This window comes from Alphaproteobacteria bacterium, assembly GCA_018667735.1.
Classification (GTDB): Bacteria; Pseudomonadota; Alphaproteobacteria; order Rickettsiales; family JABIRX01; genus JABIRX01.
In genome coordinates, this window is sequence record JABIRX010000049.1 from 1 (window position 1) to 25,093 (window position 25,093).

Sequence of the window (25,093 nt, forward strand, 5' to 3'; positions counted from 1 at the left end):
GGAGCCAATCTCCTGCCCCTTGCTCAGTAATTTGTAAATTTCTGCATTAGGCTTGAGATTTACGGCATGAAACAAGCTGCCTGTTAGAGTTTTAACTTTGCTTGCTTTAAAACTCTTAAATAAATTCTTGCTTTTCACTATATAAGGTAAAATGTATTAATATAACAGATGTCTTCAGCAGATATTAATAATACATTGCTGAATACTACACTTAAGTAAAAAAAGCAAGTAAAGATAGATTTTTTTTTCTTTTTATGTCTAATTTAATCTAAAAATAGTTATGTATAGCTTGTTATTAAATATAATATTGTATTTAAGCCTCGAAATTATATTACTAAAATGTTAAATAAATATCAGTGCTGCCATGAAAAACAAAATTTTATATAGTCTAATATTCTACATCATATGCATTAAAGCCCATGCTACAGATTATTTTAATCTGACTCTAGAAGAGCTAATGAATATAGAGATAGTTTCTGTATCAAAAAATGAAGAGAATGCTTTTAGAAGTCCCGCAGCAACATATGTAATTACCCATGAAGATATAAAAAGGTCAGGTGCCACCTCTATTCCTGATGCATTAAGGCTTGCTCCAGGTATTCAGGTGTCGCAAATTGATACAGATGAATGGGCAATTGGTATCAGGGGATTTAATGATAGATTTTCAGATAAATTACTAGTTTTGGTAGATGGTAGATCTGCTTATGTGTCGTTATTTTCGGGGGTATATTGGAATAGCTTAGATTATTTATTAAATGATATTGAGAGAATAGAGGTAATTAGAGGTTCAGGCGGAGCAATGTGGGGTGCGAATGCGGTAAATGGTATTATAAATATTATTACCAAAAGTGCAAAAAATACACAAGGTAATTATTTTGAGTTAGCAAATGGAAATCATATTAAAAATGATTCAGCAATACGCTATGGTGGTAAGCTTGATGATGATAAATATTATAGTTTTTTTCTTAAAAATCGAAATTATGCCGGATTATATGATGTAGATACAAAAGACCCTACCGACGATAATTGGAACATGCAAAGATTGGGGTTTAAATATGAGCAAGAACTTGAAAATAATCGAGATATTACGCTGCAAGCAGAAATTTATGAAGGAGAATCTAGACAAGAGTTTATATTCCCCGATCATGCAAAGATTTATAACTATAAATCTGAAATAAAAGGTGGAAATATAGTAGGTAAATATACTAACCTTATAAGTAAAGTTTCTAAATTAGATGCTCAATTATATTTTGATTATGATGATAGAAATGATTTATATTTAAATTTAGATAATTCCACAATAGATTTTAGCATTCAGCACAAATATGACTATAGTAAGAAAAATGAATTATTATATGGTGTAGGATATAGGGCGGTTAAGGATAATTTAAAAGATCAGACCATAAATGGTGCAAAATATATAAGTTTTGATAGACCAAAACTATCTTATAATATTTACAGTGCTTTTTTTCAAAACAAAACTGAGTTAAAGCATGATAAGTTGTTTTTAACACTTGGCTCAAAATTTGAATATAATGATTTTACACATAAAAATATACAACCCACTATAAGGCTATCATTCTTACCTAACGCAAATCATCATATTTGGTCTGCTATTTCTAGGTCGGTTAGAACCCCCACAAGATGGGAGGATGGTTACAGCAGAATATATAGTGCAACTGGCAAGACTATGAATGGTAACCAACAATTTGATAATGAGTCCACTATCTCTTATGAAGTAGGTTACAAGGCTAAGCCATTCAAAAGGGTTTCTTATGATATAACTGCTTTTTACAATGACTATGATAATTTAAGGGGGTTGATTTTAGATGATAGTTATAATTATAATTTAGATAATTCAGCTTATGGTGAGTCATATGGTTTTGAATTTTCGTCTAATTATGAGCCAACCAAAAAATTAAGATTAACACTTAATTATTCATTTATCAAAATGGCTCTGCACTCTAGTTTAGCTAATGATTATAGTCATTTTGTAGAAAATAGAGTGCCACAAAATTTACTCAATTTTAGATTTTATTATAATTTTACGAATGATTTAAGATGGGATAGTAATCTTTATTACTCTGATAATCTGTCAGATAAGTTATTTGGTGTTGATGTTGATGCTTATATAAAATTAGATAGTAAAGTTTCATATTCTCTAACTGATGAAATAGAAGTTTCTCTGATGGGAAAGAATTTATCAGATTCAAGACATAGAGAGTGGGGTTCTGCCTTATATTCTATGCAGCGAGAGATTGGCAGAACTATGTTGTTAAAATTAACTTATGATTTCTAAAATATGTGATTATTTATGAATAAGCTTATTTATTTTAACATAGCTAAAAATTTTACATTTGCTTTATGCTTTGTGCTGTTATGCTCATTTTCATTGGAAGCAAGTGAAAAGGTAAGTGCTAAGCAAAGATCTGAGCTAGCAGAAATTAAGCTTAAATTTGCTTTTATTAACAAATTTATCGAATATATTGATAAAGGCTGGCAGGAAGCTTATAAAGATAATATCATTATTATTGATATTATAGGTGAGGTGGACAAAGAAAAGGCGGTACTATTAAAAAATTTTGAACGTAATAGAATTAAGAATTTACCAGTCAAAATAAGGGTTAACTCTGATATTGATGATCTTATAAATAGTGATATTATATATGTAACAAATGGTTCTAAACATAAAATTGAGCAAATACTCCAAAAATGTAAGAAGGCAGTATTATCGGTTGGAGACATAAAATATTTTATAGATCAGGGTGGTGTTATAGAATTCTATAATTACCGAGGTAGAGTAAGATTTGACATAGATGATAATAAAGCCAAGGAGAAAGGTATATTTTTTAATGCTAAATTATTGGAATTATCTGAAGTAGGACAATGAATAAAATTTTAAGCTCAATATTAGGTTATAAAGAAAAATTCTCTCATTTTCCGGTTAAGAGTAAGTTGATGTTTATTATTTTATCTGTAACCATTATTTGTATTCTCATGACGGTGGTTGCATTCTCCACTTCTGGTATTATTAACATAAAAAAACAAATGAGAGATGATTTGTCTATCACAGGAACTATAGTTAGTAATAGAATTAACGCTGCTTTAGTTTTTAGAAATAATTCAGTAGCATTAGAGACTTTAAACGCATTAAGTGCTAATCAAGCTATTCAGCTGGCGTGTGTTTATGATACGGAAGGTAATATTTTTGCTAAATATTATTCTGGAACTAGGTCAAATACCAAGTGTCCAGTAATTAAAAGCCCCAGAATATTTTTTACCAGTGATAAACTTCAATTATATCGAGAAATTAATGACACTTTTGACCAGTCATTAATAGGTATTTTATATATAGAGTCGGATCTAAGTCGTGTGTCATCTTATATGTTTAAGCAAACTATCATAGCTTTAATAATTATGTTAATAGCTCTAATTATTGGTTACATTCTAGCTAAAAAACTACAAAATATTATTTCTCAGCCAATTTCAATGTTAGTTACTCAGCAAGGAGATGTTGAGCGGTATATTTCGCAAGGGTCTTTATATTATACCAGCCCAAACGAGCTTACTAAATTAGAATATTTGATGAACTCAATGTGTAAGCATATGAATTTTCTTGAGCATGAAGTAGTCAGAAGAAATAAAGAATTGAACGAGGTTATAAAAAACTCAGTTTCAACATTTAATTATTTAACTAATGAGATGAAGCAGCCATTAGAATCAACTTTAGCTTTTGGTGATATAATTAGCAGCAGAGCAATAGGTGATATTGATCCAGAATATGTTTCATATTACAATGATGTGTATTTAAATGTATTTTATTATTATGGCATCATAAATGACACTATGGGTTTTTATAAGAATCACTTGCGCTCAGTCAGAGATGGTGTGAAAGAAGTAAGCCCTAACTTATTGTTTGGAGAAGCTATGAGTGAAATAAAGACGGAAAAATTAGATTTTCTTAATGACCTTAATTTAGATTATAATATATATGGTTGTGATAGAGAGGAGATATTACTGGACAAGATAATAGTAAAAGAAATTATGCATAATCTAGTTTTTATTTTCTCTAAATATATAAAATTTCTAGGCAAATCAGATTTAACTTTCAAGATTAACCTAACTATTAACAATGATATTGAACCAAAAGGTTTAAAAGTTGAAATAACCTGTGCTGATTTCTTGGGGCAGGATATAGCGGATATTTTAGAAAAACATAGAGAGTACCAAAATGATGTACATTTACTTAGGGCAAAATTGCAATATTTGAAATATTTAACAACTTATAATGGTGGATATTTAGATTATGGAGATGATTTAAGAAGAATGTCTCAAGTTGTGATGTATTTTCCACTAAACATAATTGATGTTAATAATGACCGCTCCATCTTTCAAGAGCTGGCAAAGAAAAAAATAGCCTAATTAGAGCTGTGTCACAGCTAAAACAACCAGATAATATGCCATGCAGGACATTTTTCATATATAGAAAAATGTCTAAGCTTTACTTAGATCTTACAATATATCATAAAGTATAGATAGATAGCGCTTATAATTTAATAATTTTGTTAGGTTTTTCTTCTAAGAGTGTGCATAAAGAATGAAATTTGTTTTTAGATCTTTTTCAAGAATAGCCTATTAGAAGTTTAATTTATTATATGAGTTAGTCAAAATTACTCTATAAATGTTTAGATCAGAAATAGACTAAGTTTTATTGAGCTAATCTTAGATTTATAGGAGATTTAATAATTAAGATGATAATTAAATTCATAACTAAAGGTGAGTTTTATTTTGGAGTTATATATTGTACTATTAATTAAGGATTTTTACTTTCCTTAATGATTTTACAATAAAATCTTGTTTAAAATAACACGAGAAGCTAAGCAATATAAAACAATAACCACTTAACTGAGCAAGGTTTGGATTTGCATTATAGCCGAATAATGTTTCTAAGAATAGTCCTATAACGCTATCATTGCTAATAATGTGAGAGCTATTCCACACTACATTAGAAAGTTCGTTTAAATAACCAGCCGAAGTTAAATAGCCTAGTGCATGTGAGAACATACCGGCTACTAAAAAGGTAAGTAATATCGTAGTTACTTTAAAAAAGTATCTCAGTGGAATTTTTACTAAACTAAAATACATTAATAAGCCAATTATTAGTCCTGCAATACAGCCAATTACTGAACCTATGATGATATTATGTATAGCTTCTCCAGATGCAATCATGCCATAAGTAAATAAGATAATTTCAGCCCCCTCGCGTAATATAGTAAGGGCAATAATTAAGGATAATATAAAGTAGGTTTTTTCTCCCTTGCTAATTTCCTGACTAATATTATTAAAATTAATTTTTAATTCCTTTGCATGAGCTTGCATCCATAATAATGTCCAACCTATAAAAAATGATGCTATAAATAATATAATTGCGCTAGTAATTTCTTGCCCTAAACCTCCTGCTAAATCAGTGATTTTGTCGGTTAGCATCGCAAAAATAATGGAGCCTATTATACCTGCTGCAAAACCTAGGGATATTGCTTTTTTCTTATTCTTCATATTATTAGTTGCGCCTATTACAATCCCAGTAATTAGCATTATTTCAAAGATTTCTCTAAAAACTATAAAAGCTGAAAAAAACATTTTACGTACCTATTTTACTATTATCTTACCTTGCGCGGTTTTAGGGTTAAATTCACCAAAAAAACTATATTCGCCCTTTTTTAGAGGACCCAGAAAAACAACTACTTTTTTATTACCCATTATAAGCTTTTCTCGATTTAAATCATGGCTTTCAAACTCTTCAGGAGTATTATCTAGGTTGCTTATTGTAATTTTAGATTTCTCATCTGCTGTAATATTTAAAATATTTGGTTTAAACTCATGATTTTTTATTTCTATAAAATATTCATTAAGCGCAAAGCAATTTTTGCTTAAAACTAATATTAAGAGTGTGAATATGGTTTTTTTCATTTTATTACAATTATTTAATTGATATTAATTATCATTATCAATTAGTTTTGTCAAACTGTTTGTCATTTAGGTCCCTGATATTTGTTGCGGTGTGGTTTAAAGAGTTTAGGATAAAAGCAAGATTATGCTTTGCCTCTTCTATAAAAGAAAGCACATCATCTAGGTTGTCCTGATTAGCATGAATATTTAATAAAAGCTTTAAGTCTCTATCTAATGTTTCCAGGTATTTTTCAATTAAGCTTAAGGTTTCTTGCATAGTAATTTTAAATAAAAGTTATAAGTAATATTCTATTCAGTTGCTTATGTCTTTTTAAAATTGATAAAACAAAGCTTTACTAAAAAAATACAACCTGGAAAAGAAAAATAAGCATAACATTCTAAAAGTCAAAAGAAAACTTACAGAAAACATAAAAAATACAGTTAAATAAAATTTTAGCTATGTTTAAACTGTAAATAGGTTATAATTATGTCACAAAGATTATTATTATAATTTTTTGTAATTTATTAACTAACATTTTAGGAGGAATTATGTTAACCGGACCTTATGTAAGAGCAGCGAGAGCAATATTAAAAATGAGTCAAGTAGAATTGGCCGAATTAGTGGGTGTAAGCTACGTAGTAATTAGAAACGTAGAATCTACTGATGGTATATGTGATGGTAAAGGCCATGTGCTTTACAAAATAGAGAAGATATTTAAAGAAAATGGTATTAAATTTGATTTAACTTCAAATGACCTAACTATTAAATGTAGTGTTAATCTTGAAGCTGGTTTTCTGGATGATGATTCTAGTTGTTCATCACAACCAGATTTAAAAGTGATTGGAAGTTAAGTTTAGGGCATGAGTAATGCCATAAACTTAAATTCTAATGATGATTGGATAAAAAAAGCGGCTGAGTTATCACATGTTGGTTATTGGAAATACAACATTTTAACTCAGCAGGTTTTCTGGTCAGACCGTGTTTACAAAATTCACGGTGTAGAAAAAGCAAAATATACGCCTGACTTTGACAGTGCAGTAAATTTTTATCATCCTGAGGACAGATCTGAAGTTATTTCCGTGCTAAAAGAATGCCTCAAAACAAGAGTAGTCTGTTCTGCAAAAGTAAGAATAGTTACGCCAGATGGTCTAATAAAATTTATAGAAGTTCATTCAAATGTCGCTATCAATGATAATACGAAAGAGATTACAGAATTATACGGCACATTTTACGACTTGACAGATTATGTCAAACAAAATGATAAGTTAAAAGAAATTAATCGGCGTTATGAGTTAGCCACAAAAAACAATAATAATTTAGTTTGGGATTGGTGTATTAAAAACAAGCTCTTATATCTGTCGGCTGATTTTGGTGAAAAATTTACTTTTAATGAAAAGCTAACTCTACCCCTTTTACTAAAATATATTCATAAGCAGGATGTAAAGTTTTTTAAAGAGCAAATATTACAATTAACTGGTTTATTAGAAAATTTAAACTTTGAGATTCGTATATTAAATAAGCAGAAAGAATATATATGGGTTGATATTAAAATAAATATAGAAAAATCTAGTGATAATAAATTAAAATATTTATCTGGAACTATAGAAGATATTACTGAAAGTAAACGCATAAATAGTCTACTTTTAAGAAATGAACAATATATTAAGGCCTATATAGATAATTCTTTGATAGGTAGAGCTATCGTATCTATAAATGGAGACTGGCATAGAGTAAATGAAGCATTGTGTGATTTACTAGGCTATAAAGAAAGTGAATTACTTAAATTAACTTTTCAAGATATTACCCACCCAGATGACCTAGGCAATTCAGCTGATTTAAAAAATAAGTTAATTAGAGAAGAGAAAAAGGCTATTCAAATAGAAAAGCGTTATGTTAAAAAGAATGGCAATATTATATATACTCTTTTGAATGTATCTCTAGTAAGGGATGAGTATAATAAACCTTTGTATTTTTTATCACAAATACAAGATATCACTCATATCATTGCTGATAAAAAAGAAATTATAAAAAATGAAAGAAGATTGGAGCTTGCTTTAAGCTCAGCAGATACAGGTATTTGGGATATAGACTTGGTTAGTAATAGTTTGTATATAAGTAACAAATGGAAGGATATATTAGGGTATCAAGCTAACTATATAGAGCTAACTAAAAGGGTATGGCGCAAGATTGTACATCATGAGGATTTGTATAGATTATATAGCCATATAAACAAACATATTAAGAATAAGAAAAGCAATATCTCTTTAGAGGTTAGGTTACGAGATAAAGCAGGAAATTTTAAATGGGTGTTAATAACAGGGCAAATAGCAGAACGAAGTGCTTCTGGAAGAGTAAAAAGAGTTGTAGGAAGTTTGTGGGATTTAAATTCTAAAACTAGAACTTACCGAATATTAGAGAAAATATGTGCAATTAGTGCTAATTCAAAATTAACATTAAAAGAGAAATTCTCTGATTTAATAAAAGAAATTTCAACTTATTTAGAATTAAATAGTGGTTTTATTTTTAAAGAAAAGAAAAAACATAAGATCATTAAATATAGATATCATAGTGGCAAAGTCAAATTGTCAGATTACAAAAAATATGCTATATGCTTAAATGAAAATAATTATCAAAATGGTATTGCAATAGATTTTAGAATCTATGAAAACAATGAAAATAAAGTCATTTTTAACAATGTTATAGCCGCAAAGATAGAAATTAATAATCGCTCTTATGGCTCCATAATATTCTTTGGTCACAATAATAGAGTTAAATTTTCTGATGAGGAAATAGCAATAGTAAAGCTATTTTCAGAATGGATTTCGGCGCAAATATCTAGTCATAATTATTTGGATGCATTAGTGCAGTCAGAAATAAAATTAGAATCCTCAGTGGAAAAATTGACTGAGTCAAATAAAGAGCTAGGAAGGTTCGCTTATGTTGCATCACATGATTTACAAGAGCCACTTAGAACAGTTTTAAGTTTAACCGAAATCCTAAAAAACAAATATACCAATCAATTAGATGATAAGGCAAATAAATATTTGGATTTTATGGTGGATGCAGCTACTAACATGAAGAATCTAATCTCCGATTTGTTAGAATATTCTAAAATTGATAATAGAGCAAACTTAATATCTGAACAGGTGGATCTTAATAATGTTTTGCAACATGTATTAAATAATCTTAAGGAAAGTGCGAGGCTAAATGATGCAGAAATTATTTTTGATCAACTACCTGTTATTAGGGGTAACTTTCCAGCCACATTAAGTTTAATGCAAAATTTGCTTAGTAATGCGTTAAAATATTCACAAAATAGAGATAAACCTATAATTAAAATTAACTCAATTGAACAAGAACATGATTATAAAATCTCTGTTGCGGATAATGGTATAGGTGTTGAAGCTGAATATTTTAAGCAAATTTTTGAACCATTTAAGCGTTTAGAAGCTAAAGAAGAATATGCTGGCACTGGTATTGGTCTTGCAATTTGCAAGAAAATTATACAACAATTATCTGGTGAAATATGGATCGAATCTGAACTGGGTGTAGGAAGTGTTTTTTATTTTACAATACCTAAAACCTGATGCATTATGCAATTCTAATTTTAATGTAAAAGGGCTTATAGAACTAAATAGATTATGGCAATATACAAATATGAAAAAATTTTAGATAAATTAACAAAATTGCAATTTGAAGTCACGCAAAATAACGCAACAGAACCTAGCTTTAACAATAAATATTGGGATAATAATGAAGAGGGTATATATGTTGATATCACAACTGGAGAGCCCTTATTTTTATCCATTAATAAATTTGATTCTTTTTCTGGTTGGCCAAGCTTTACTAAGCCAATCAAAGAAAGCTTAATTGCACAGATAGAAGATAACACACTTAATACAACTAGAACAGAAGTAAGATCCTCATTATCAGATGCTCACTTAGGTCATGTTTTTACAGATGGACCAAAGGAAGAAGGGGGGCTTAGATATTGTATTAACTCAGCCGCTTTAGATTTTATCCCTAAAGCTGAGTTAACTAGTAAAGGTTATGCCAAATATCTTGAATATTTTACAATAAATATAAGTAAAGCCTATCTAGCAGGGGGGTGTTTTTGGGGAGTAGAGCATTATTTTTCTGAGTTAAAACATGTGATTAAAACTAGAGTTGGTTATATGGGTGGCAAAATTAAAAACCCCACTTATGAAACAGTTAAAGAGGGAAAATCAAATCATGCAGAAGCGGTGGAGATTTCATTTATGGCAGATAAAATTTCTTATAAAGAGATCTTGAAATATTTTCTACAAATGCATGATCCAATGACTAAAAATAGGCAGGGTAATGATATAGGAAGTCAATATCGCTCAGCGATATTCTATCTGAATGAAGAGCAAAAGCGTGTAGCCTCAGCATTGATCACAGAAGCAGGTCAATCTGGAGTTTTTCCAAATAAAATAGTAACAGAGTTAGTCAAAGTGGAAGATTTTTTTGAGGCGGAAAAGTTTCATCAGCAATATCTAAAAAGAAATCCAAATGGTTATAATTGTCATTTTATTAGAGATGGGTGGAAATTTTAACTGATAAAGCTAAAGATTAAGCCAATTAGACCGCCAAAAACTCCCCCCCAAACTACCAGCCAGCCTAAATGCTGCTTGATAATATTTTGGACAATGTTTTTTACCATATCAGGTGTTAATTCTGCAAGTCTCTTATCTATAATTTGTTCTACTTTTTCTAATATAATATTTGATATATTGCTTTTCTCATCATTATGCTGAAATTCTTCGAGTAATTCTGCTGATATGTCTTTTAATTTATTGATCACTGGTTCCTTCAAAGGAGCTAGAACTTCTTTGCCACCCATCATATTTATCATACTGCCTAATGATGAGCTTAATATAGCTTCTTCTAACTCGTGAAAAATACGTTCAAAGTCAATATTATCATTTAATTTAACGGCTGTTTTATTGTTATCTTGAAAAAATCTAGCAATATTTTCTTGGTTGAAGAATTCTGTAATAATTAAATTTTTTATAGCAAGTTTAAATTCAGAAAATCTTGCTGGTATTACCCCAGAGCCGTAAAGCAAAGGAACTTTTTCAAATAGCATATAAATTGCCAATGAGTTAGTTATACTACCTGATAAAGCAAATAAACCAGTCATAAGCATATTGTAAGAAAAAAAGGGGATAATTAGGCTAACTAATATAATTGATAAAGCTGAGATATTAGTAATAATATTTTTATTCATTAGCTGTCTTAATTTAGTTTAGTTTATATATGATTTTTTGTATAAATCTTTCAAGCAAAAATGTCATTATATAATATGTAGTAAACATAAAATATACTTATATTTGATTGTTTGGCTGTATAATACTTGTCACTCTATCCTTATGCTTGTGTTAGAAATTAGAGCAGCTCTAATATGGTTTTGCAATGAAAAGTGATTTTAACTACTGACGCTTCACTTGCTAATATTATTATTTATAATTAAGAGCTTCTGTTTAAGGCTAGCTAAAGGCTAAAGTGATAATTAGCTATCTTGCTGGAGTTAGCTTAAAGCTGATGACTAACTCTTCTTTATTTTTACGAGATATTCTTATCATTAAAATTTCGTCATCTCTCGTGAAAAGTAGCCTTGCTTGCTTTGCCCAACCTAGGGCTGGTAGAGTTTTGTAATAAAAATCAATAATTGCATCTTCTTGCGCTTTACCTATAAAGCTAGCTGTTACTAAACGGTCAAAACCATTATTGTAAACACTTGAGCTATCTTCTTCTAAATGAAAATTTGCTGGCACTGGTAAATCTGTTATGCCTGGAACAAAGTTATTTTGTGCTTTTGCATAAAAGCTAAATATGAGAATGCTTAATAAAATAACTATTTTTTTTGACATTTTATACAATAAAAAGTTGATCTGCCTGCTTGTACCATCTTTTTTATTGGAGTTGCGCATATTTTACAAGGGTTATTTTCTCTTCCATACACTTTAAACTCATGTTGAAAATAACCAGATTCTCCATTTACTAAGCGGTAATCTTTAATAGTAGAGCCTCCTTTTGCAATTGCTTGAATTAATATAGATTTTATATTCTTTACTAGAGAGGTTGCATCATTGAGGCTGAGGGAGGCAGCTGGTGTTTCTGGATGAATCTTGCTAGAAAATAAGGCTTCACTAGCATAAATATTGCCAACTCCAACTAGTTTTTTTTGCTCCATGATGAATTTTTTAATTTCAATATTAGAGTTTTTGCATATTTCCTGAAGATATTTACCCGTGAAATCATCACTTAAGGGCTCAATGCCAAGATGAGAGAAAAACTTAGAAATAGCGAGCTTATTTTTATTTAGGCATGTTACTAAGCCAAATTTTCTTACATCATTATAACGCATAAAATCACCATTATTAAGAGTAAAAATTACATGATCATGTTTTTCATTTTTTAATTTTTTTTCGACAAATATTTTGCCAGTCATACCAAGGTGTATAATAAGAACTTGGTCATTTTTTAGGTAAATTAAGAGATATTTAGCTCTCCGCGTAATTTTTTCAATGTTACTATTAGTAACTTGATTAACTAAGTTTTTTGGAACTTTGACGCGCAATTTGTCATTTAAAACATCTATAGCATTAAATTCTTTGCCTTTGATTAAGGGGCTTAAATAATTTTTTACGGTTTCTACCTCAGGAAGTTCTGGCATGAAGATATTTATACTATATTATGTGACAGATAATTAAATGTTATTATGAGTAAAAGCAATAAAGAAGCTAATTTTGGTTTCAGAAAAGTTACACAAGAAATAAAAACAAATTTAGTCGAAGAGGTTTTCTCATCGGTTGCAAGTAAATATGATTTGATGAATGATGTGATGAGTCTTGGTATACATAGGCTCTGGAAAAATCATTTGATTAATAAGATTCCAGTAATTGAAAATGCCAATATAATTGATATGGCAGGTGGAACAGGGGATATTGCTTTTAAAATTTTCCAGAAATACAACAAATTACAGACTAAGTTTCAGCTGAAAATAGCAGATTATAATGAAGAGATGATTTTAGCTGGCAAAGATAGGGCTATAGATCAGAATGTTATAGGAAGTAATGTAAGCTGGCATCATGAAAATGGAGAAAAAACTAGTTTTAAAGCTAATGAATTTGATTTATATACCATTGCATATGGTATAAGAAATTTTGCTGATTTAGAACAGGGTGTTAAAGAGGCCAGCAGAATTCTTAAGCAAAATGGTAAATTCTTTTGTCTAGAATTTAACCAAGTTGAAAATGAGATGCTTAAAAAGATTTATGATTTTTATTCTTTTAATTTCATACCTCAAATAGGGGGATTAATTACAGGCGATAAAGCATCATATGAATATTTCGTAGAATCAATTAGGACTTTTCCAAAGTCTAATGAATTTGCCAAAATGCTAAAAGCTAATGGTTTTAAAGAAGTTAAGTTTGAAAAACTAACTTTGGGACTAACCACTCTATATTATGCGGAGAAATGAAATTATTAACTATTTTTGTGCCAATAAAAATTTTCTTTTATGTCCAATTTTTTGGTTGTAATTTCTTATTAAGACAAATTCCATATATAGGTTTGTTTTTTTGGCCATTAGAGCTTTTTGCTTTACCTAGAATTATGGATAGTAAGGGGGTCAGATTTAGAAAGCTGCTTGCGCATTTAGGACCAACCTTTATAAAATTTGGTCAATTACTGTCAGCTAGAAGTGATATAGTAGGCGATAAACTATCATGTGAGCTTAGTTTCTTGCAAGATAAATTGCCTTCTTTTTCTTATCGAAAAGTTTGCCATATAATAAAAAAAGAAACAGGTTCAACTATAGAAAGTAATTTTAGTTACTTTGCGAAAGAGCCAGTTGCAGCTGCATCAATCGCACAAGTACATAAAGCTAAAACTATGCTAGGTGATGATGTTGCGGTTAAAATATTAAGGCCATCTATTAAGAAAAAATTTCTAAGTGAAGTAAGATTGTTATATTATATGGCAATTATCTTAAATTGTTTTCAAAGGCTTAAAAGACTAAAGTTACTGGAAGTAGTTAAATTATTTGAGCAAACCGTAGAGAAAGAGCTAAATCTCTGCTTTGAGGCAGCCCAATCTAGTAAATTAGCAGAGAATTTACATACTAATAAAAATATAATTATACCACAGATTTATTGGGAGCTAACTAGTGAGAAAGTAATGGTTTCTAGATGGGTAGAAGGTGTAAAAATAAATCAGCTACAAGGTAAAAAAGAGGATCTAAAAATGTTAGGTGATAATTTAGTATTATGTTATTACGAACAAGCATATAGAGATGGATATTTTCATGCTGATATGCATCCTGGTAATATTTTAATTACTGCTGATTATAAAATAGCTTTAATTGATTTTGGAATCATGGGTTATCTAGCTAAAAAAGATCGTATAGCAGTAGCGCAAATAGTATATGGTTTTATAAAAAGAGATTATGATCTAGTTGCTAAGATTCATAAAATGGCAGGATATATACCAAAAGCTGCAAATATAACAGAATTTTCTCTTGCATGTCGTGCAATTGGTGAGCCAATATTTGGTAAAAATGCTAAAGATATTTCTATATCAAAATTAATGACACAGTTATTTATTATTACAGAAAAATTTGGCATGCAAACTCAGCCACAATTATTGTTATTGCAAAAAACCCTATTATTAATTGAAGGCGTAGGTTTAACTCTTAATCCTGAATTAAATATGTGGAGCTTAGGTGAGCCATTTATGACTAAATGGGCTAAGGATAATTTGAGCCATAAAGCAATTGCAACAGACAAGCTTAGTGAGTTAGGTGAAATTCTTATAGACCTACCAGAAATAATAAAGAAACTTAAACTTAAATTAGATGTTTAATCTTTTTACCCGCTAATAATCTTACCTGGTTTTGGCATGCAAAGCCAGTTGCTAAAATATTGCAATATTCATTCACCTTTCTCCTTATGGGGTTAAATTAATAAAGTAATCATTGTTAGCTTTGCTTATATAGAGCTTGAGCAGTTCTTTGCTATAAAATTAATTTAGGCAACTACTGATAAATAATATTGTAAGCTGCTATACTAATTTTTGTACAGAGCTATTTGCAATCCTACCTGAAAAGCCTGATTTGCTAATTTATCTGAGATATTTTAGCTAATTTTCTGCTATATTTTTGTTCGCACCATCTTAAGAAATATGTCTAGTTGAAAGTTATGTGTAAAGATATAATTTAATTAGATAACACAAAGCTAAGTGATGCTAAAATATTATCTAATTTTATTTTGTTTTTATTCCTTACAATTAAATGCTAAAAGTGCTTTTGACATTATGAAAAAAGTGGAAGAGCAAAGCCAAATAGTGCAAAATCAAAATTATGAAATTTTTATGCTATTAACTGATGCGAAGGGCAAAAAAAGAGAAAGATTTTTTGAGCTGAAGAAAAAGATTTCAACTACATATAGCAAGAGCTTAGTAAAATTCTATAAACCAGCAAATATTAAAAATACTTCATTACTAAGCCACAGTAAATTAGCTTCAAGCGCAGATCCTACGCAATGGCTATTTTTACCTTCTCTTAGAACAGTTCAGCAAATTTCTTCAGAGCATAAAAATAATAGTTTTATGGGTTCTGATTTTACTATCTTAGATATGGCTGGAAGGGCAGCTGAAAAAGATGAACATCAATTAGTGAAGGAAGATGAGCAATATTATTTGGTTAAATCAACACCAAAAGATAAAGCCGATAATTATGGTTATATGGTTTATTTGATTGAAAAAGATACTAACTTACCCATCATGGTAGAATTTTATGATCAACAAAAGCTATTATTAAAAACTCTCACCAATCAAAAAATTAAGCACGAAGAAAATATGTATTTTGCTACTATCTCAATTATGGAAAATAAACAAACAAATTCTTCAACTGTGATTGAAATATTAGAATATGATTTTATCAGTAAAATTTTTGATAATGATGTTGGTATAAAATCATTGCATTAATTTCAAGAAGTGTTAACAAATATTTAGATAATGGGAAATATATTATGAAGAAAAAACTAATTTTTTTAATCGCATTTTTAAGTTCTTTTAATTTACAGGCAAGATCGTTATTAGATGGTTACTTACCCAGTAACAGTAATTATGATTCAAGAGTTAAACAAAGTGAGGTGTCAAAATTTATTGATAAAAACATAAGTGGAGCAATAGGTTCTTCTTATGTCTCATCAGATTCTGGTGAAAGAAAAAATAGTTTTGCAAAATTAAGATTTGATAATGATAATAAATATTCAAGAGTAGTTTTGGCTGGTCAGTTTGTTGATTCTGAAATAGAGCTTAATCAAAAAAACAGCTTAAGTGCTGAGGAGAGAACAGTGGCATATAGCTATGATGACCCTGAGATATTAGAGAGTTACATAGATTTGAAATTAATGAAAAATTTAACCTTATCAGCTGGTGTTAGAAAGATAGTTTGGGGACAATTTGAACCCTTCTCCCCAATTGATTTTTCTCTACCAATTTATTTTTCTAGAAATTTTGTTGAATATACTAAGCAAGAAGGAAGGGTTCCTAAAGAAACTTACAGTCTAACTTATTTTCCCCACCCAAAAATAGAATTATCTGGTTATTTTTTTCCAGAATATGAAGTTGATCCAATAATTGAGCGTATTAATCAAGATGATGAGGTCACAATGCCAATAGGGTCGGGTTTGCACCAATCGGCAGGAAGATTAATGTTTTATCCTGAATTTGCTACCTTTGGTTTTACCTATTTTAATGGTTTTAGCCATATGGATAATTCAAAAGGGTATATTTATGATTCGTCAACAAGTTCTTATCAGAAAAACCCCTTCTTAATTGAAAATGAAATGGTTGGTTTTGAGTTTAGCAAGAAGTTAGGCAAATATGGTTTGAAATTTGAATATTCTATTTCAGATACAGTAACTGATTTAGTTAATAATATTGCGGGTAACTCTGGTTATCAATCATGGGTAACTAATCAGAACAACAATGAATTATATGTTGATGGAGATCTACATTTTGGTGCCGCTGGTATAGATTTTGCTTCTGGCTTGTGGAACTATGATTTTATGGTTTATTACTATGAAATTAAATATGATGAAGAAGCTCAACAAGGTGTTGATTATGATGAAATTATTAATAATGATGATGAAGAAGGACCTACTGGCATAGGTAGTTTTTTACCTTCATTTAATATTTCTAGATATATTACAGATGCAAAAAACACTAAAGCAGGTCTTGCAGTTGGAGTTTTAGGTGTAGGGCAGGGTGCTGCCACTTATGTAACTGGAACCATAAATGAGTCTTTTAAATGGATGGTTGCTGCTGAATATCTTGAATATTTTGCTAATATGATGATAGATGAAGCATATGATGATGGTAATTTTGAAGCTGAAGACGATATGATGTTTGGTTTAAGAGCCTCGATACAATATAATTTCTAGCTTAAGCTAGAAATTATTAAAAAACTCAAATTTAAATATACTGGCCAGATGTTAAGATATGTACTCTTTTATATTCTGATTTTTTTTTCCTTAGTAATTCTATTTTATTTAACAGTTAACTTAAAAATAGAGAATACTATTTGGTTGAAGGAGGGAAACCAATATGAAGTAAATAAAGATAAATTGCGGAAGGAGTTTAATGAGGAAGAAAATCTAATTATAACCATAGAAACGGTGGGAGATTTTCTAAGTGCTAACAGTTTAGCTGAGCTTGATATATTTTCTGCTAAAATAGAATCACTGCAGCAGATTAAGAAAGTACGGACTATTTTAAATTCAGCTTTTCTGATAGAGCACCAAGAAATTATAAATAATGTTTCACTAAAATATGCTTTAGATAAAAATATCATTAATATTGAAGAAGTAAAAAATCTTATAGAAAATAGTTTTTATGAAGGAATTTTATTTAGTGCTGATTTTAAGCAATTCAATATCATAATTACGCCAAATTTTTCTGGAGATAAAAACTATATTAGAAAGAATCTCATTAAACAGATGGATTATTTGATCGCAGATTATAATCAATTAACTAATTACTACATAACAGGAAAAACTAACTTATATTATAATTTAGACCTTAAGAATAAAAAAAATTTATTTCTTTTATCTATATTAACTATTTTATTCGCCATGATATATATTGGCCTATTATACCGTGATTTAGATCGCGTTATTATTACGGTAATTAATAGTATATTTTCACTCATTGTCACATTATCTTTATTCGTAATATTTAAGCTTAATTTTTCGTTATTAAGCCTCTGTCTTCCTATAATAGCGATTGTCGTAACAATATCTGATACAATATTTATTTTTAATAAATATAACTTTTTTTTACAGGAGAATAAGTACTTTCTTTACAAGGTGATAGTCAAAAAAATTTATAAGCCATGCTTAATAACTAGTTTAACTACAGCATTTGCATTTTTATCATATTATTTTTCAGAAATAAAACCGCTATATGATCTATTTTTAGTTTCTGCTTTGGCAATTATGTTGAATTTGATCTGGGTTATATTTGTTACGCCTTTTTTGTTGATTTTCTTATGTGCCAAAAAAACAATTACAATCTCTGTTATCTCTATAGTTGTAAAAAAAGTATCTGAGTTTATAAAAACGCAAAATAGTAAGATTTTATGGAAATTATGTGTAGGAATATGTTTGATTTTTCCAGGAATATTTTTAATCAATAGTGAAACAAATTTCTTAAATATATTTTTCTTTAATTCAGAAAAAATAGTACAGGATGTTAAAAAATTTGATCAAAATTTTGCTGGTTCATCAGACTTGTCTATTATATTTTCTGATGAATCAAAACAAAAATTTAAAAATAAAGAATTCTATGATTTCTTAAGTAATTATATAAAAGAGGCAAAAGCATTAGAAGAAGTTAAGGCCACAAGATCATATGAAGATATTACACTTAATGCATTAGATAAATTATCAGCTAATAGTCAATTTCAAAATAGCGAAGAATTAGCCCAAATTTTGCTGTTTTTAGAATTTTCAAAAAGTGATCAAAGTTATGATGTTTTGGCAGATTATGTTAATTTTGATTACTCTATGCAGAGAGTTAAGCTGTTCAGCAACAATTTAACTAGCACGCAAATAAGAGAGTTGCGTGACAATCTGCAGAAAATTAATATTCATAATGAAAATATAGCTTTAGCTGGCACTAACATTTACTTTGATGGTATTATAAAAAATTTAATCAAGACGCAATTCTATTCATTATTATTTATAATAGTAATGATTTTTTGCTTAATTACGATGATTTATAATATTAGATTTGCCATTATTGCGAGTTTGGCCAATATTTTTCCTTTAGTAATTATTACGGCTTTAGCTTCCTTATTTGGAGTGAATTTTGATTTTTCATTTGTTCTGGTTACAGTTATATGTTTAGGTATTGGGGTGGACTGCTCGATACATATATTAAATGATTATACACATAATCAACAAAAATTAGGTAGTCATGATTACACTTCATATGCAGTATCTGAGATTACTTTATTTTTTATAGTTTGCATCGCAGCATTCCTATGTTCGGATTTGTTGATTTTTGTTAAATTTGCGATTTTAGCCATTAGTACAATATTAATTTCATATTTAATAAATATTATTTTTGTTCCAATTGCAGTAAAGTCTTTATATCATAAAAACATTAGTTAAGATCAACCAAATTGTAAAATTAATTAAATGAAAATATTAATTACAGGAAAAGATAGTAAAATCGCGCAGGAGTTACTAAGAAGACTAAAAAAAAATAAGGTGGTTGCTTACAACAAAGCAGAGTTAGATATAACTGATATAGCGCAAATTAAAGAAGTGGTCATAAAAGAGAAGCCTAGTATGATAATTAACTGCGCCTCCTTAAATGATCTCAAGCAAGCTGAAAGTAACCCAGAGAAAGCTTACGCAGTAAATCAATATGGAGTAAAGAACTTAGTTAATATTTCCTTGGATTATGATATAAAATTAATTCATTTTAGTACTAATTATATCTTCACTGGTAACCAAACTGAGCCATATGTTGAAACCGATAGAGCGGACCCTTTAAATATTTATGGGAAAAGCAAGTTAAAAGGAGAAAATGAGATCTTAAATAGTCCAGACCTTAAATATTTGTTATATAGGACAAGTTGGATTTATGCGGCTAATGATGACTTTCTTATTTCTGAGTTAAAATTAAATAGTGGGCAAAGCCAAGCGTCATATTATCCTGCATCTGCACTTGCCACACCTACATCAGTCTCCTTATTAATAGAGTTGGTTATAAGATCTATTAAAAAGAATTTAACAGGTATATATAATGTCTCATGTTCAGGCTTTGCTTCACAATATGATTTTGCGAAGGAGGTGGTAAAAATATGTGGAATAAACATTAAAATTAAAGCTAAAACCACTACAGATTCGGATAATATATTAACGCCAAGATTTGCAGTGTTAGATAATAGTAAAATATCCAAAGATTTAACCATTAATATCCCAGAGTGGGACGAAGAGTTAAAACATCAATTAGAAAAACATGATAATTGAAAATGAATATAATATAGCGCTTAAAGCTGTAAACAAAGCTAGCACCTATATTTTAGCACAATTTAATCAAAGAGATTTTGCTTGCATAGAGAAGCTACCTAATGATTTTGTAACAGATGCTGATCTAACAGCGCAGCAAATTATAAGAGAGATATTAAGCTCAGAATCATCATATCCAATTATTGGCGAGGAGAATCTATTTGACCACCAAAATCAGAATATAGTCTGGGCTATTGATCCAATTGATGGCACAGTTAATTTTATAAATAATATTCCAATATTTGCCTGTGCAGTTAGTTTAATTAATCTTAAAGATTTTACTAGTTATGTAGGAGTTATAAATTTACCCTTCTATCAGAAAACTATAAGCGCTTACAATGGAGGAGGGGCGTTTTTAAATGAAAATAAAATCGAACTTAAGCCAAATAACCATGTGAGTATTGCAGTAATGCGTAATAGGAGAGGTAGTAAATTAGCAAATAGTGAGTTGAAGAACATTACCCATTTCAGAAATTTTGGTTCAGCAAGTTACGAATTTACAATGCTAGCTGAACAAAAGATCAATCTTTATTACGATGATTCTACTTGTTTATGGGATTTTGCAGCAGGAAAGGCTATCATAAAAGAGATTGGAGGTAAAGTTGATGTACTGCCTTATGATAGGGATAATTTAATACTTTCTAAATATAAAGTTAAAGCGTCTTTATATCATTAATTTATTTTTGCTTCTCAAGATATCTTTTGCTTTGATTTTACCAGCTTCAACAGCAGGTTGATCAAAAGGATTTATGTTTAGCGCATAGCCAAGCAAAATAGTTTCTAGCATAAAATACATCATTAATTCACCTAATGCCGTATCATGGAATTTCTGGAAGTGGAACCTTCTTAAAGGAACAGAGCTTTGTGCTAAAGTCTCTATAGTTGCTTCTTGATTGGCATTTATAACATCTCCTACTGTATTATTTTGGAAGTAATTAATCTCTTTTAGCTCTTGATCTAGATTTATCTTATTTCCTAAGTTGTTGCTAGATTGTGTAATGAAGGTGAAGAAGTTGTTTTTAGGACCATCAAGAAATAATTGCAATTGGCTGTGCTGATCAACGCTACCGAGAGCTTTAACAGGCATCATGCCCTTATTATTTTTACCTAAAGATTCAGCAAATAACTGAGAATACCAATAAATTAATTGATATAATCTTTGCATATAAGGCATAAAAACATGATTGCTATAACCTTTTTTCATGATTGCTAACATAATTGTGGCCCCGCCAAATACTAAAGATTTGTTTTTTGCAGCTAAAAAATCCTCTACCATCAATTTGCCCCCTAAGACATATTGATCAAGTTCTATATTAGCAAGTTTAGCTGGTATTAAAGCAACTGGCAGAAAGCAAGAATATCTACCTCCAATTTTGTTATGATGCTTAATAATTGGACGCCCTAAACTAGAAGCGATTTTAGCTAAAGCTGTGTTGTTAGTCTCTGTAATAAAATAGAAATTTTCTGCACCAAATTTTTTTATTTCTGCAGAAAAAAGATCTTTAGTTACTAGAATTTGGGCTATAGTTTCGATCGTGGCGCCAGATTTAGAAATAGTTAAAAAAGCGGTGTTTTTGTAATCTACATTCTCTAAAAAAATATTAAAATTATGGTAGTGGATATTATCAATAAAAATAATCTGGAAATTATCATTATTTAAAAACTGATAAAATTTAGTACCACACAGGGTTTGCCCGCCTAAGGATGAACCACCAATACCAAAAACATAAAGCTTGTTATATTTTTCTTTGATTTCCTTAGCTACATCGATACTTAGGTCAATTTGCTCTGTATTATTGCATATATCAAGCAATGAGAGTTTGTCCTGCTCTGCAATAACTCTCTGATAAGCGGAGTCAATTTCATGCTGTGCTTCAGAAATAAGGGCAGAACTTAAACCATTTTGCCCAATATTTTCTGCTAAAGCATATTTGTTATCAATGATAAAAGAGAAATTATGCTTGTTGTTTAGCTGCTGTTTCATTTCTTAGCTCTTTAGTTGCTAAAACCATTTCTTTCAAAGCAAGCTCAACTTCTGGCCATCCTCTAGTTTTTAGACCACAATCTGGATTAACCCAGACTTTTTCTGCTGGAAGTACTTTTAACGCCTTGATTAATAAGTCTTTCATTTCATTTCTGGTTGGTACTCTTGGTGAATGAATATCATAAACACCTGGCCCAATCTCATTAGGGTAATTGAAATCAACAAATGCGTCTAAGAGCTCCATCTGTGACCTTGATGTTTCAATAGAAATAACATCAGCATCCATAGCTGCGATAGAATTAATGATATCATTGAACTCAGAATAGCACATATGTGTATGAATTTGAGTTTCATCATTAGCTGTTGCTTGGGATAATTTAAATGAATCAACAGCCCATTTTAAATATGCTTGCCATTTAGCGCGATGAATAGGTAAGCCCTCTCTAATTGCTGGCTCATCAATTTGAATAATGCCAATACCATTAGTTTCTAAATCTTTTACTTCATCTTGAATTGCAAAACCTATTTGTTTACAAGTAGTTTCTCTTGGTTGATCATCTCTTACAAAAGACCATTGTAAAATTGTAACAGGTCCAGTTAACATTCCTTTTACTGGTTTAGAAGTTTGCTCTTGTGCATATTTAGACCATCTTACTGTCATTGAGTTTGGTCTAGAAACATCTCCAAAAATTATCGGTGGTTTTACACATCTTGAACCATAACTTTGAACCCAGCCATTTTTAGTGAAAGCAAAACCATCTAGCTGCTCACCAAAATATTCAACCATGTCATTTCTTTCAAATTCACCATGGACTAAAACATCAATATCTAATTTTTCTTGCCTTTCGATACATGAATTTGTTTCATTTGCAATAAATTCATCATATTCTTCTTGTGAAATATCACCTTTTTTCAAAGCCGCTCTATGCTTTCGCACATTTGTAGTTTGTGGAAAAGAACCAATTGTAGTAGTTGGATATAAAGGTAAGTTAAAAATAGATTTTTGCTTATTAGCTCTTAACTCATATGGGCTACTTCTATCATAATCTGCTTCAGACAAAGATTCGACACGTTTTTTGACAGCTGCATTATTAACTTTAGCTGAAGTTCTCCTTCGCTCAATAGCTGCTTTGTTTTGTTGATAGAACTCATTTTCTGCTTCATTACTGCCAGTTAGAATGTCTTTTAAGCAAGAAACCTCTTGTAGCTTCTGCACGGCAAATGCAAGCCATTCTTTTATTTCTGGATCAATTTTGCTTTCGCCAGCTAAATCTACGGGACTATGTAATAATGAACAACTTGGAGCGATTATTACTCTGTCAGCACCCAATTTAGCAATCGCTTTATTTGCCAGGTTCAAAGATTCTTCTAAATTATTTAACCAAATATTTCTACCATTTATCAGGCCAAGAGATAATGACCCTTCCGCTGGGAAATTTTCCAAAACAATGTCTAATTGCTCAGCTGCTCTAACTAAATCTATATGGTGTGATTTAGCTGGTATATTTAAAAATGTTTTTAGATTTTCTTCTACAGCTGCAAAATATGTTGTTATATGTAAATTAACATTATTTTCTGCGCAGCATGCACCTATAATAGCATAAGCGCTTCTGTAACAAGCTCTAATATCGTCATCCAAATCTGTTACTAAAGCAGGTTCGTCAATTTGTATATCTTTTACACCAACTGTAGCAAGTCTTGTAATAATTTCTTGGTAGCAAGTGACAAGTTTATTTAACAAGTCGAATTTATTGAAGCTTTCTCCTTTAGTTTTTCCTATAGAAAGTAAAGTAACTGGACCAACTAAAACTGGTCTGGTTTCGTAACCTAATTCTTTTGCTTCTAGATATTCATCAAAGATTTTGCTACTAGAGATTTTAAAACTTTGATCTTTAGTGAATTCTGGAACTATATAGTGATAATTTGTATCATACCATTTTGTCATCTCCATAGCTGGCACATCAATACCATCTTTTTGTAATCCTCTAGCCATAGAGAAATATGTATCTAAGGATACATTTTGATTGGTATTTTGATAAGTTTCTGGTATTGAACCAACTAAACAGATAGTATCTAATATTTGATCATAAAATGAGAAATCATTAGACGGAATATAGTCAATTTTACTATCACTTTGTATTTTCCAATTATTTTGTCTTATTTCACTTGCCTTAGCTTTTAACTCGCTTTGGCTAATATTTCCTTTCCAATAACTTTCAACTGATTTTTTCAATTCCCTGTTATGACCGATTCTTGGGAAGCCTAAATTTGCAGATTTTACCATATTTATACCTAGATACTTATTTGCTAAACCTTGTAAATTAAAAATTGACATCTTGCAAGATATTTTGCGTGTTACAGTAATAGAGTAGAAATAAATATGAGATATTAAAGTAAGTATGGTGGTATTTAGCGTTGCAATACTACTTGTTAGCAAGGAAGTCACTATTGCCAATTATTAGTTATTGTTATAAAAAACGTGCAACAAGTTGCTATGGAAAAAGCCTTTCTTATTTTAAAGGCTTTTTTCTTTTTCTACCCTTTACT

At 29.8% G+C, this 25,093-nt stretch carries 21 protein-coding genes and 1 other annotated feature; of the genes, 13 read left to right on the forward strand and 8 right to left on the reverse strand.

Annotated elements, in window-relative coordinates; genetic code table 11:
• Positions 1-364 precede the first annotated feature (364 nt).
• Genes HOH73_05180 through HOH73_05190 form a run of 3 tightly spaced genes read left to right on the forward strand, consistent with a single transcriptional unit; the run spans position 365 to position 4,422 of the window.
• A complete protein-coding gene (locus tag HOH73_05180) occupies positions 365-2,299 on the forward strand; it encodes a TonB-dependent receptor (GenBank protein MBT5828248.1) in 1,935 nt (644 codons plus the stop codon).
• 15 nt (positions 2,300-2,314) lie between these two features.
• Positions 2,315-2,890: a YfiR family protein gene (locus HOH73_05185; GenBank protein ID MBT5828249.1), complete on the forward strand. Its 576-nt coding sequence runs from the start codon at positions 2,315-2,317 to the stop codon at positions 2,888-2,890.
• Positions 2,887-4,422 carry a hypothetical protein gene (locus tag HOH73_05190; protein MBT5828250.1) on the forward strand — a complete coding sequence of 512 codons (1,536 nt, stop codon included), beginning with the start codon at positions 2,887-2,889 and terminating at the stop codon, positions 4,420-4,422. The genes HOH73_05185 and HOH73_05190 overlap by 4 nt, the downstream gene beginning before the upstream one ends.
• 387 nt (positions 4,423-4,809) lie before the next feature.
• Here HOH73_05190 and HOH73_05195 read toward each other — a convergent pair whose 3' ends face one another.
• The 3 genes from HOH73_05195 to HOH73_05205 are packed head-to-tail and all read right to left on the reverse strand — an operon-like array spanning position 4,810 to position 6,226.
• The gene (locus HOH73_05195; GenBank protein MBT5828251.1) at positions 4,810-5,640 is read right to left on the reverse strand and encodes a hypothetical protein; all 831 of its coding nucleotides are present in this window, start codon (positions 5,638-5,640) and stop codon (positions 4,810-4,812) included.
• 9 nt (positions 5,641-5,649) lie between these two features.
• On the reverse strand, positions 5,650-5,970 hold the full coding sequence (locus HOH73_05200) for a cupredoxin domain-containing protein (GenBank protein MBT5828252.1): 321 nt from the start codon (positions 5,968-5,970) through the stop codon (positions 5,650-5,652).
• Positions 5,971-6,007: 37 nt separating this feature from the next.
• Positions 6,008-6,226, reverse strand: a complete 219-nt coding sequence (locus HOH73_05205) for a hypothetical protein (protein MBT5828253.1) — start codon at positions 6,224-6,226, stop codon at positions 6,008-6,010.
• 272 nt (positions 6,227-6,498) lie between these two features.
• Here HOH73_05205 and HOH73_05210 point away from each other — a divergent pair, with 272 nt between their 5' ends.
• The 3 genes from HOH73_05210 to HOH73_05220 are packed head-to-tail and all read left to right on the forward strand — an operon-like array spanning position 6,499 to position 10,527.
• On the forward strand, positions 6,499-6,801 hold the full coding sequence (locus tag HOH73_05210) for a helix-turn-helix transcriptional regulator (GenBank protein ID MBT5828254.1): 303 nt from the start codon (positions 6,499-6,501) through the stop codon (positions 6,799-6,801).
• A 9-nt stretch (positions 6,802-6,810) separates the two neighbouring features.
• Complete coding sequence (locus HOH73_05215) at positions 6,811-9,537, forward strand: PAS domain-containing protein (GenBank protein MBT5828255.1); 2,727 nt, start codon at positions 6,811-6,813, stop codon at positions 9,535-9,537.
• A gap of 54 nt (positions 9,538-9,591) precedes the next feature.
• Complete coding sequence (locus tag HOH73_05220) at positions 9,592-10,527, forward strand: bifunctional methionine sulfoxide reductase B/A protein (protein ID MBT5828256.1); 936 nt, start codon at positions 9,592-9,594, stop codon at positions 10,525-10,527.
• Here HOH73_05220 and HOH73_05225 read toward each other — a convergent pair.
• From HOH73_05225 to mutM, 3 genes are all read right to left on the reverse strand, one after another.
• Positions 10,524-11,201, reverse strand: a complete 678-nt coding sequence (locus HOH73_05225; GenBank protein ID MBT5828257.1) for a DUF445 domain-containing protein — start codon at positions 11,199-11,201, stop codon at positions 10,524-10,526. The genes HOH73_05220 and HOH73_05225 overlap by 4 nt on opposite strands.
• Positions 11,202-11,487: 286 nt before the next feature.
• On the reverse strand, positions 11,488-11,844 hold the full coding sequence (locus HOH73_05230) for a hypothetical protein (protein MBT5828258.1): 357 nt from the start codon (positions 11,842-11,844) through the stop codon (positions 11,488-11,490).
• Positions 11,829-12,650: a bifunctional DNA-formamidopyrimidine glycosylase/DNA-(apurinic or apyrimidinic site) lyase gene (gene mutM / locus HOH73_05235; GenBank protein ID MBT5828259.1), complete on the reverse strand. Its 822-nt coding sequence runs from the start codon at positions 12,648-12,650 to the stop codon at positions 11,829-11,831. Before mutM ends, HOH73_05230 begins: the two co-directional genes overlap by 16 nt.
• A gap of 45 nt (positions 12,651-12,695) precedes the next feature.
• Between mutM and HOH73_05240 the strand changes: the two genes are divergently transcribed.
• The 7 genes from HOH73_05240 to HOH73_05270 all read left to right on the forward strand — a co-directional run bounded on the left by HOH73_05240 (position 12,696) and on the right by HOH73_05270 (position 21,238).
• Complete coding sequence (locus tag HOH73_05240) at positions 12,696-13,457, forward strand: class I SAM-dependent methyltransferase (GenBank protein ID MBT5828260.1); 762 nt, start codon at positions 12,696-12,698, stop codon at positions 13,455-13,457.
• A complete protein-coding gene (gene ubiB / locus HOH73_05245) occupies positions 13,454-14,839 on the forward strand; it encodes a 2-polyprenylphenol 6-hydroxylase (protein MBT5828261.1) in 1,386 nt (461 codons plus the stop codon). The genes HOH73_05240 and ubiB overlap by 4 nt, the downstream gene beginning before the upstream one ends.
• 378 nt (positions 14,840-15,217) lie before the next feature.
• Positions 15,218-15,961, forward strand: a complete 744-nt coding sequence (locus HOH73_05250) for an outer membrane lipoprotein-sorting protein (protein ID MBT5828262.1) — start codon at positions 15,218-15,220, stop codon at positions 15,959-15,961.
• A gap of 44 nt (positions 15,962-16,005) precedes the next feature.
• Positions 16,006-17,424 (forward strand): hypothetical protein, encoded by a 1,419-nt coding sequence (locus HOH73_05255; protein ID MBT5828263.1) that lies wholly within the window; start codon positions 16,006-16,008, stop codon positions 17,422-17,424.
• Positions 17,425-17,568: 144 nt separating this feature from the next.
• Complete coding sequence (locus tag HOH73_05260) at positions 17,569-19,656, forward strand: hypothetical protein (protein MBT5828264.1); 2,088 nt, start codon at positions 17,569-17,571, stop codon at positions 19,654-19,656.
• Positions 18,795-18,852: a sequence feature (possible 23S ribosomal RNA but 16S or 23S rRNA prediction is too short), on the reverse strand. Its footprint overlaps the gene before it by 58 nt.
• A 27-nt stretch (positions 19,657-19,683) precedes the next feature.
• Positions 19,684-20,523 carry an NAD(P)-dependent oxidoreductase gene (locus HOH73_05265; GenBank protein ID MBT5828265.1) on the forward strand — a complete coding sequence of 280 codons (840 nt, stop codon included), beginning with the start codon at positions 19,684-19,686 and terminating at the stop codon, positions 20,521-20,523.
• Complete coding sequence (locus HOH73_05270; GenBank protein MBT5828266.1) at positions 20,513-21,238, forward strand: inositol monophosphatase; 726 nt, start codon at positions 20,513-20,515, stop codon at positions 21,236-21,238. The genes HOH73_05265 and HOH73_05270 overlap by 11 nt, the downstream gene beginning before the upstream one ends.
• Here the strand turns inward: HOH73_05270 and HOH73_05275 are convergent.
• The gene (locus tag HOH73_05275) at positions 21,227-22,546 is read right to left on the reverse strand and encodes a hypothetical protein (GenBank protein ID MBT5828267.1); all 1,320 of its coding nucleotides are present in this window, start codon (positions 22,544-22,546) and stop codon (positions 21,227-21,229) included. The genes HOH73_05270 and HOH73_05275 overlap by 12 nt on opposite strands.
• Entirely contained in the window at positions 22,518-24,830 is a 2,313-nt protein-coding gene (metE, locus tag HOH73_05280; GenBank protein MBT5828268.1) for a 5-methyltetrahydropteroyltriglutamate--homocysteine S-methyltransferase, read from the reverse strand. Before metE ends, HOH73_05275 begins: the two co-directional genes overlap by 29 nt.
• Between the last annotated feature and the right edge of the window lie 263 nt (positions 24,831-25,093).

Excerpts from the sequence above, each read along its gene's own strand:
- HOH73_05270 (MBT5828266.1), top strand. The coding sequence starts at position 20,513 with ATGATAATTGAAAATGAATATAATATAGCGCTTAAAGCTGTAAACAAA.
- HOH73_05230 (MBT5828258.1), bottom strand. The coding sequence starts at position 11,844 with ATGTCAAAAAAAATAGTTATTTTATTAAGCATTCTCATATTTAGCTTT.
- HOH73_05185 (MBT5828249.1), top strand. The coding sequence starts at position 2,315 with ATGAATAAGCTTATTTATTTTAACATAGCTAAAAATTTTACATTTGCT.
- HOH73_05220 (MBT5828256.1), top strand. The coding sequence starts at position 9,592 with ATGGCAATATACAAATATGAAAAAATTTTAGATAAATTAACAAAATTG.
- HOH73_05250 (MBT5828262.1), top strand. The coding sequence starts at position 15,218 with ATGCTAAAATATTATCTAATTTTATTTTGTTTTTATTCCTTACAATTA.
- HOH73_05180 (MBT5828248.1), top strand. The coding sequence starts at position 365 with ATGAAAAACAAAATTTTATATAGTCTAATATTCTACATCATATGCATT.
- HOH73_05205 (MBT5828253.1), bottom strand. The coding sequence starts at position 6,226 with ATGCAAGAAACCTTAAGCTTAATTGAAAAATACCTGGAAACATTAGAT.
- HOH73_05200 (MBT5828252.1), bottom strand. The coding sequence starts at position 5,970 with ATGAAAAAAACCATATTCACACTCTTAATATTAGTTTTAAGCAAAAAT.
- HOH73_05215 (MBT5828255.1), top strand. The coding sequence starts at position 6,811 with ATGAGTAATGCCATAAACTTAAATTCTAATGATGATTGGATAAAAAAA.
- ubiB (MBT5828261.1), top strand. The coding sequence starts at position 13,454 with ATGAAATTATTAACTATTTTTGTGCCAATAAAAATTTTCTTTTATGTC.
- HOH73_05195 (MBT5828251.1), bottom strand. The coding sequence starts at position 5,640 with ATGTTTTTTTCAGCTTTTATAGTTTTTAGAGAAATCTTTGAAATAATG.
- HOH73_05275 (MBT5828267.1), bottom strand. The coding sequence starts at position 22,546 with ATGAAACAGCAGCTAAACAACAAGCATAATTTCTCTTTTATCATTGAT.
- HOH73_05210 (MBT5828254.1), top strand. The coding sequence starts at position 6,499 with ATGTTAACCGGACCTTATGTAAGAGCAGCGAGAGCAATATTAAAAATG.
- HOH73_05265 (MBT5828265.1), top strand. The coding sequence starts at position 19,684 with ATGAAAATATTAATTACAGGAAAAGATAGTAAAATCGCGCAGGAGTTA.
- HOH73_05225 (MBT5828257.1), bottom strand. The coding sequence starts at position 11,201 with ATGAATAAAAATATTATTACTAATATCTCAGCTTTATCAATTATATTA.
- metE (MBT5828268.1), bottom strand. The coding sequence starts at position 24,830 with ATGGTAAAATCTGCAAATTTAGGCTTCCCAAGAATCGGTCATAACAGG.
- mutM (MBT5828259.1), bottom strand. The coding sequence starts at position 12,650 with ATGCCAGAACTTCCTGAGGTAGAAACCGTAAAAAATTATTTAAGCCCC.
- HOH73_05240 (MBT5828260.1), top strand. The coding sequence starts at position 12,696 with ATGAGTAAAAGCAATAAAGAAGCTAATTTTGGTTTCAGAAAAGTTACA.
- HOH73_05190 (MBT5828250.1), top strand. The coding sequence starts at position 2,887 with ATGAATAAAATTTTAAGCTCAATATTAGGTTATAAAGAAAAATTCTCT.
- HOH73_05255 (MBT5828263.1), top strand. The coding sequence starts at position 16,006 with ATGAAGAAAAAACTAATTTTTTTAATCGCATTTTTAAGTTCTTTTAAT.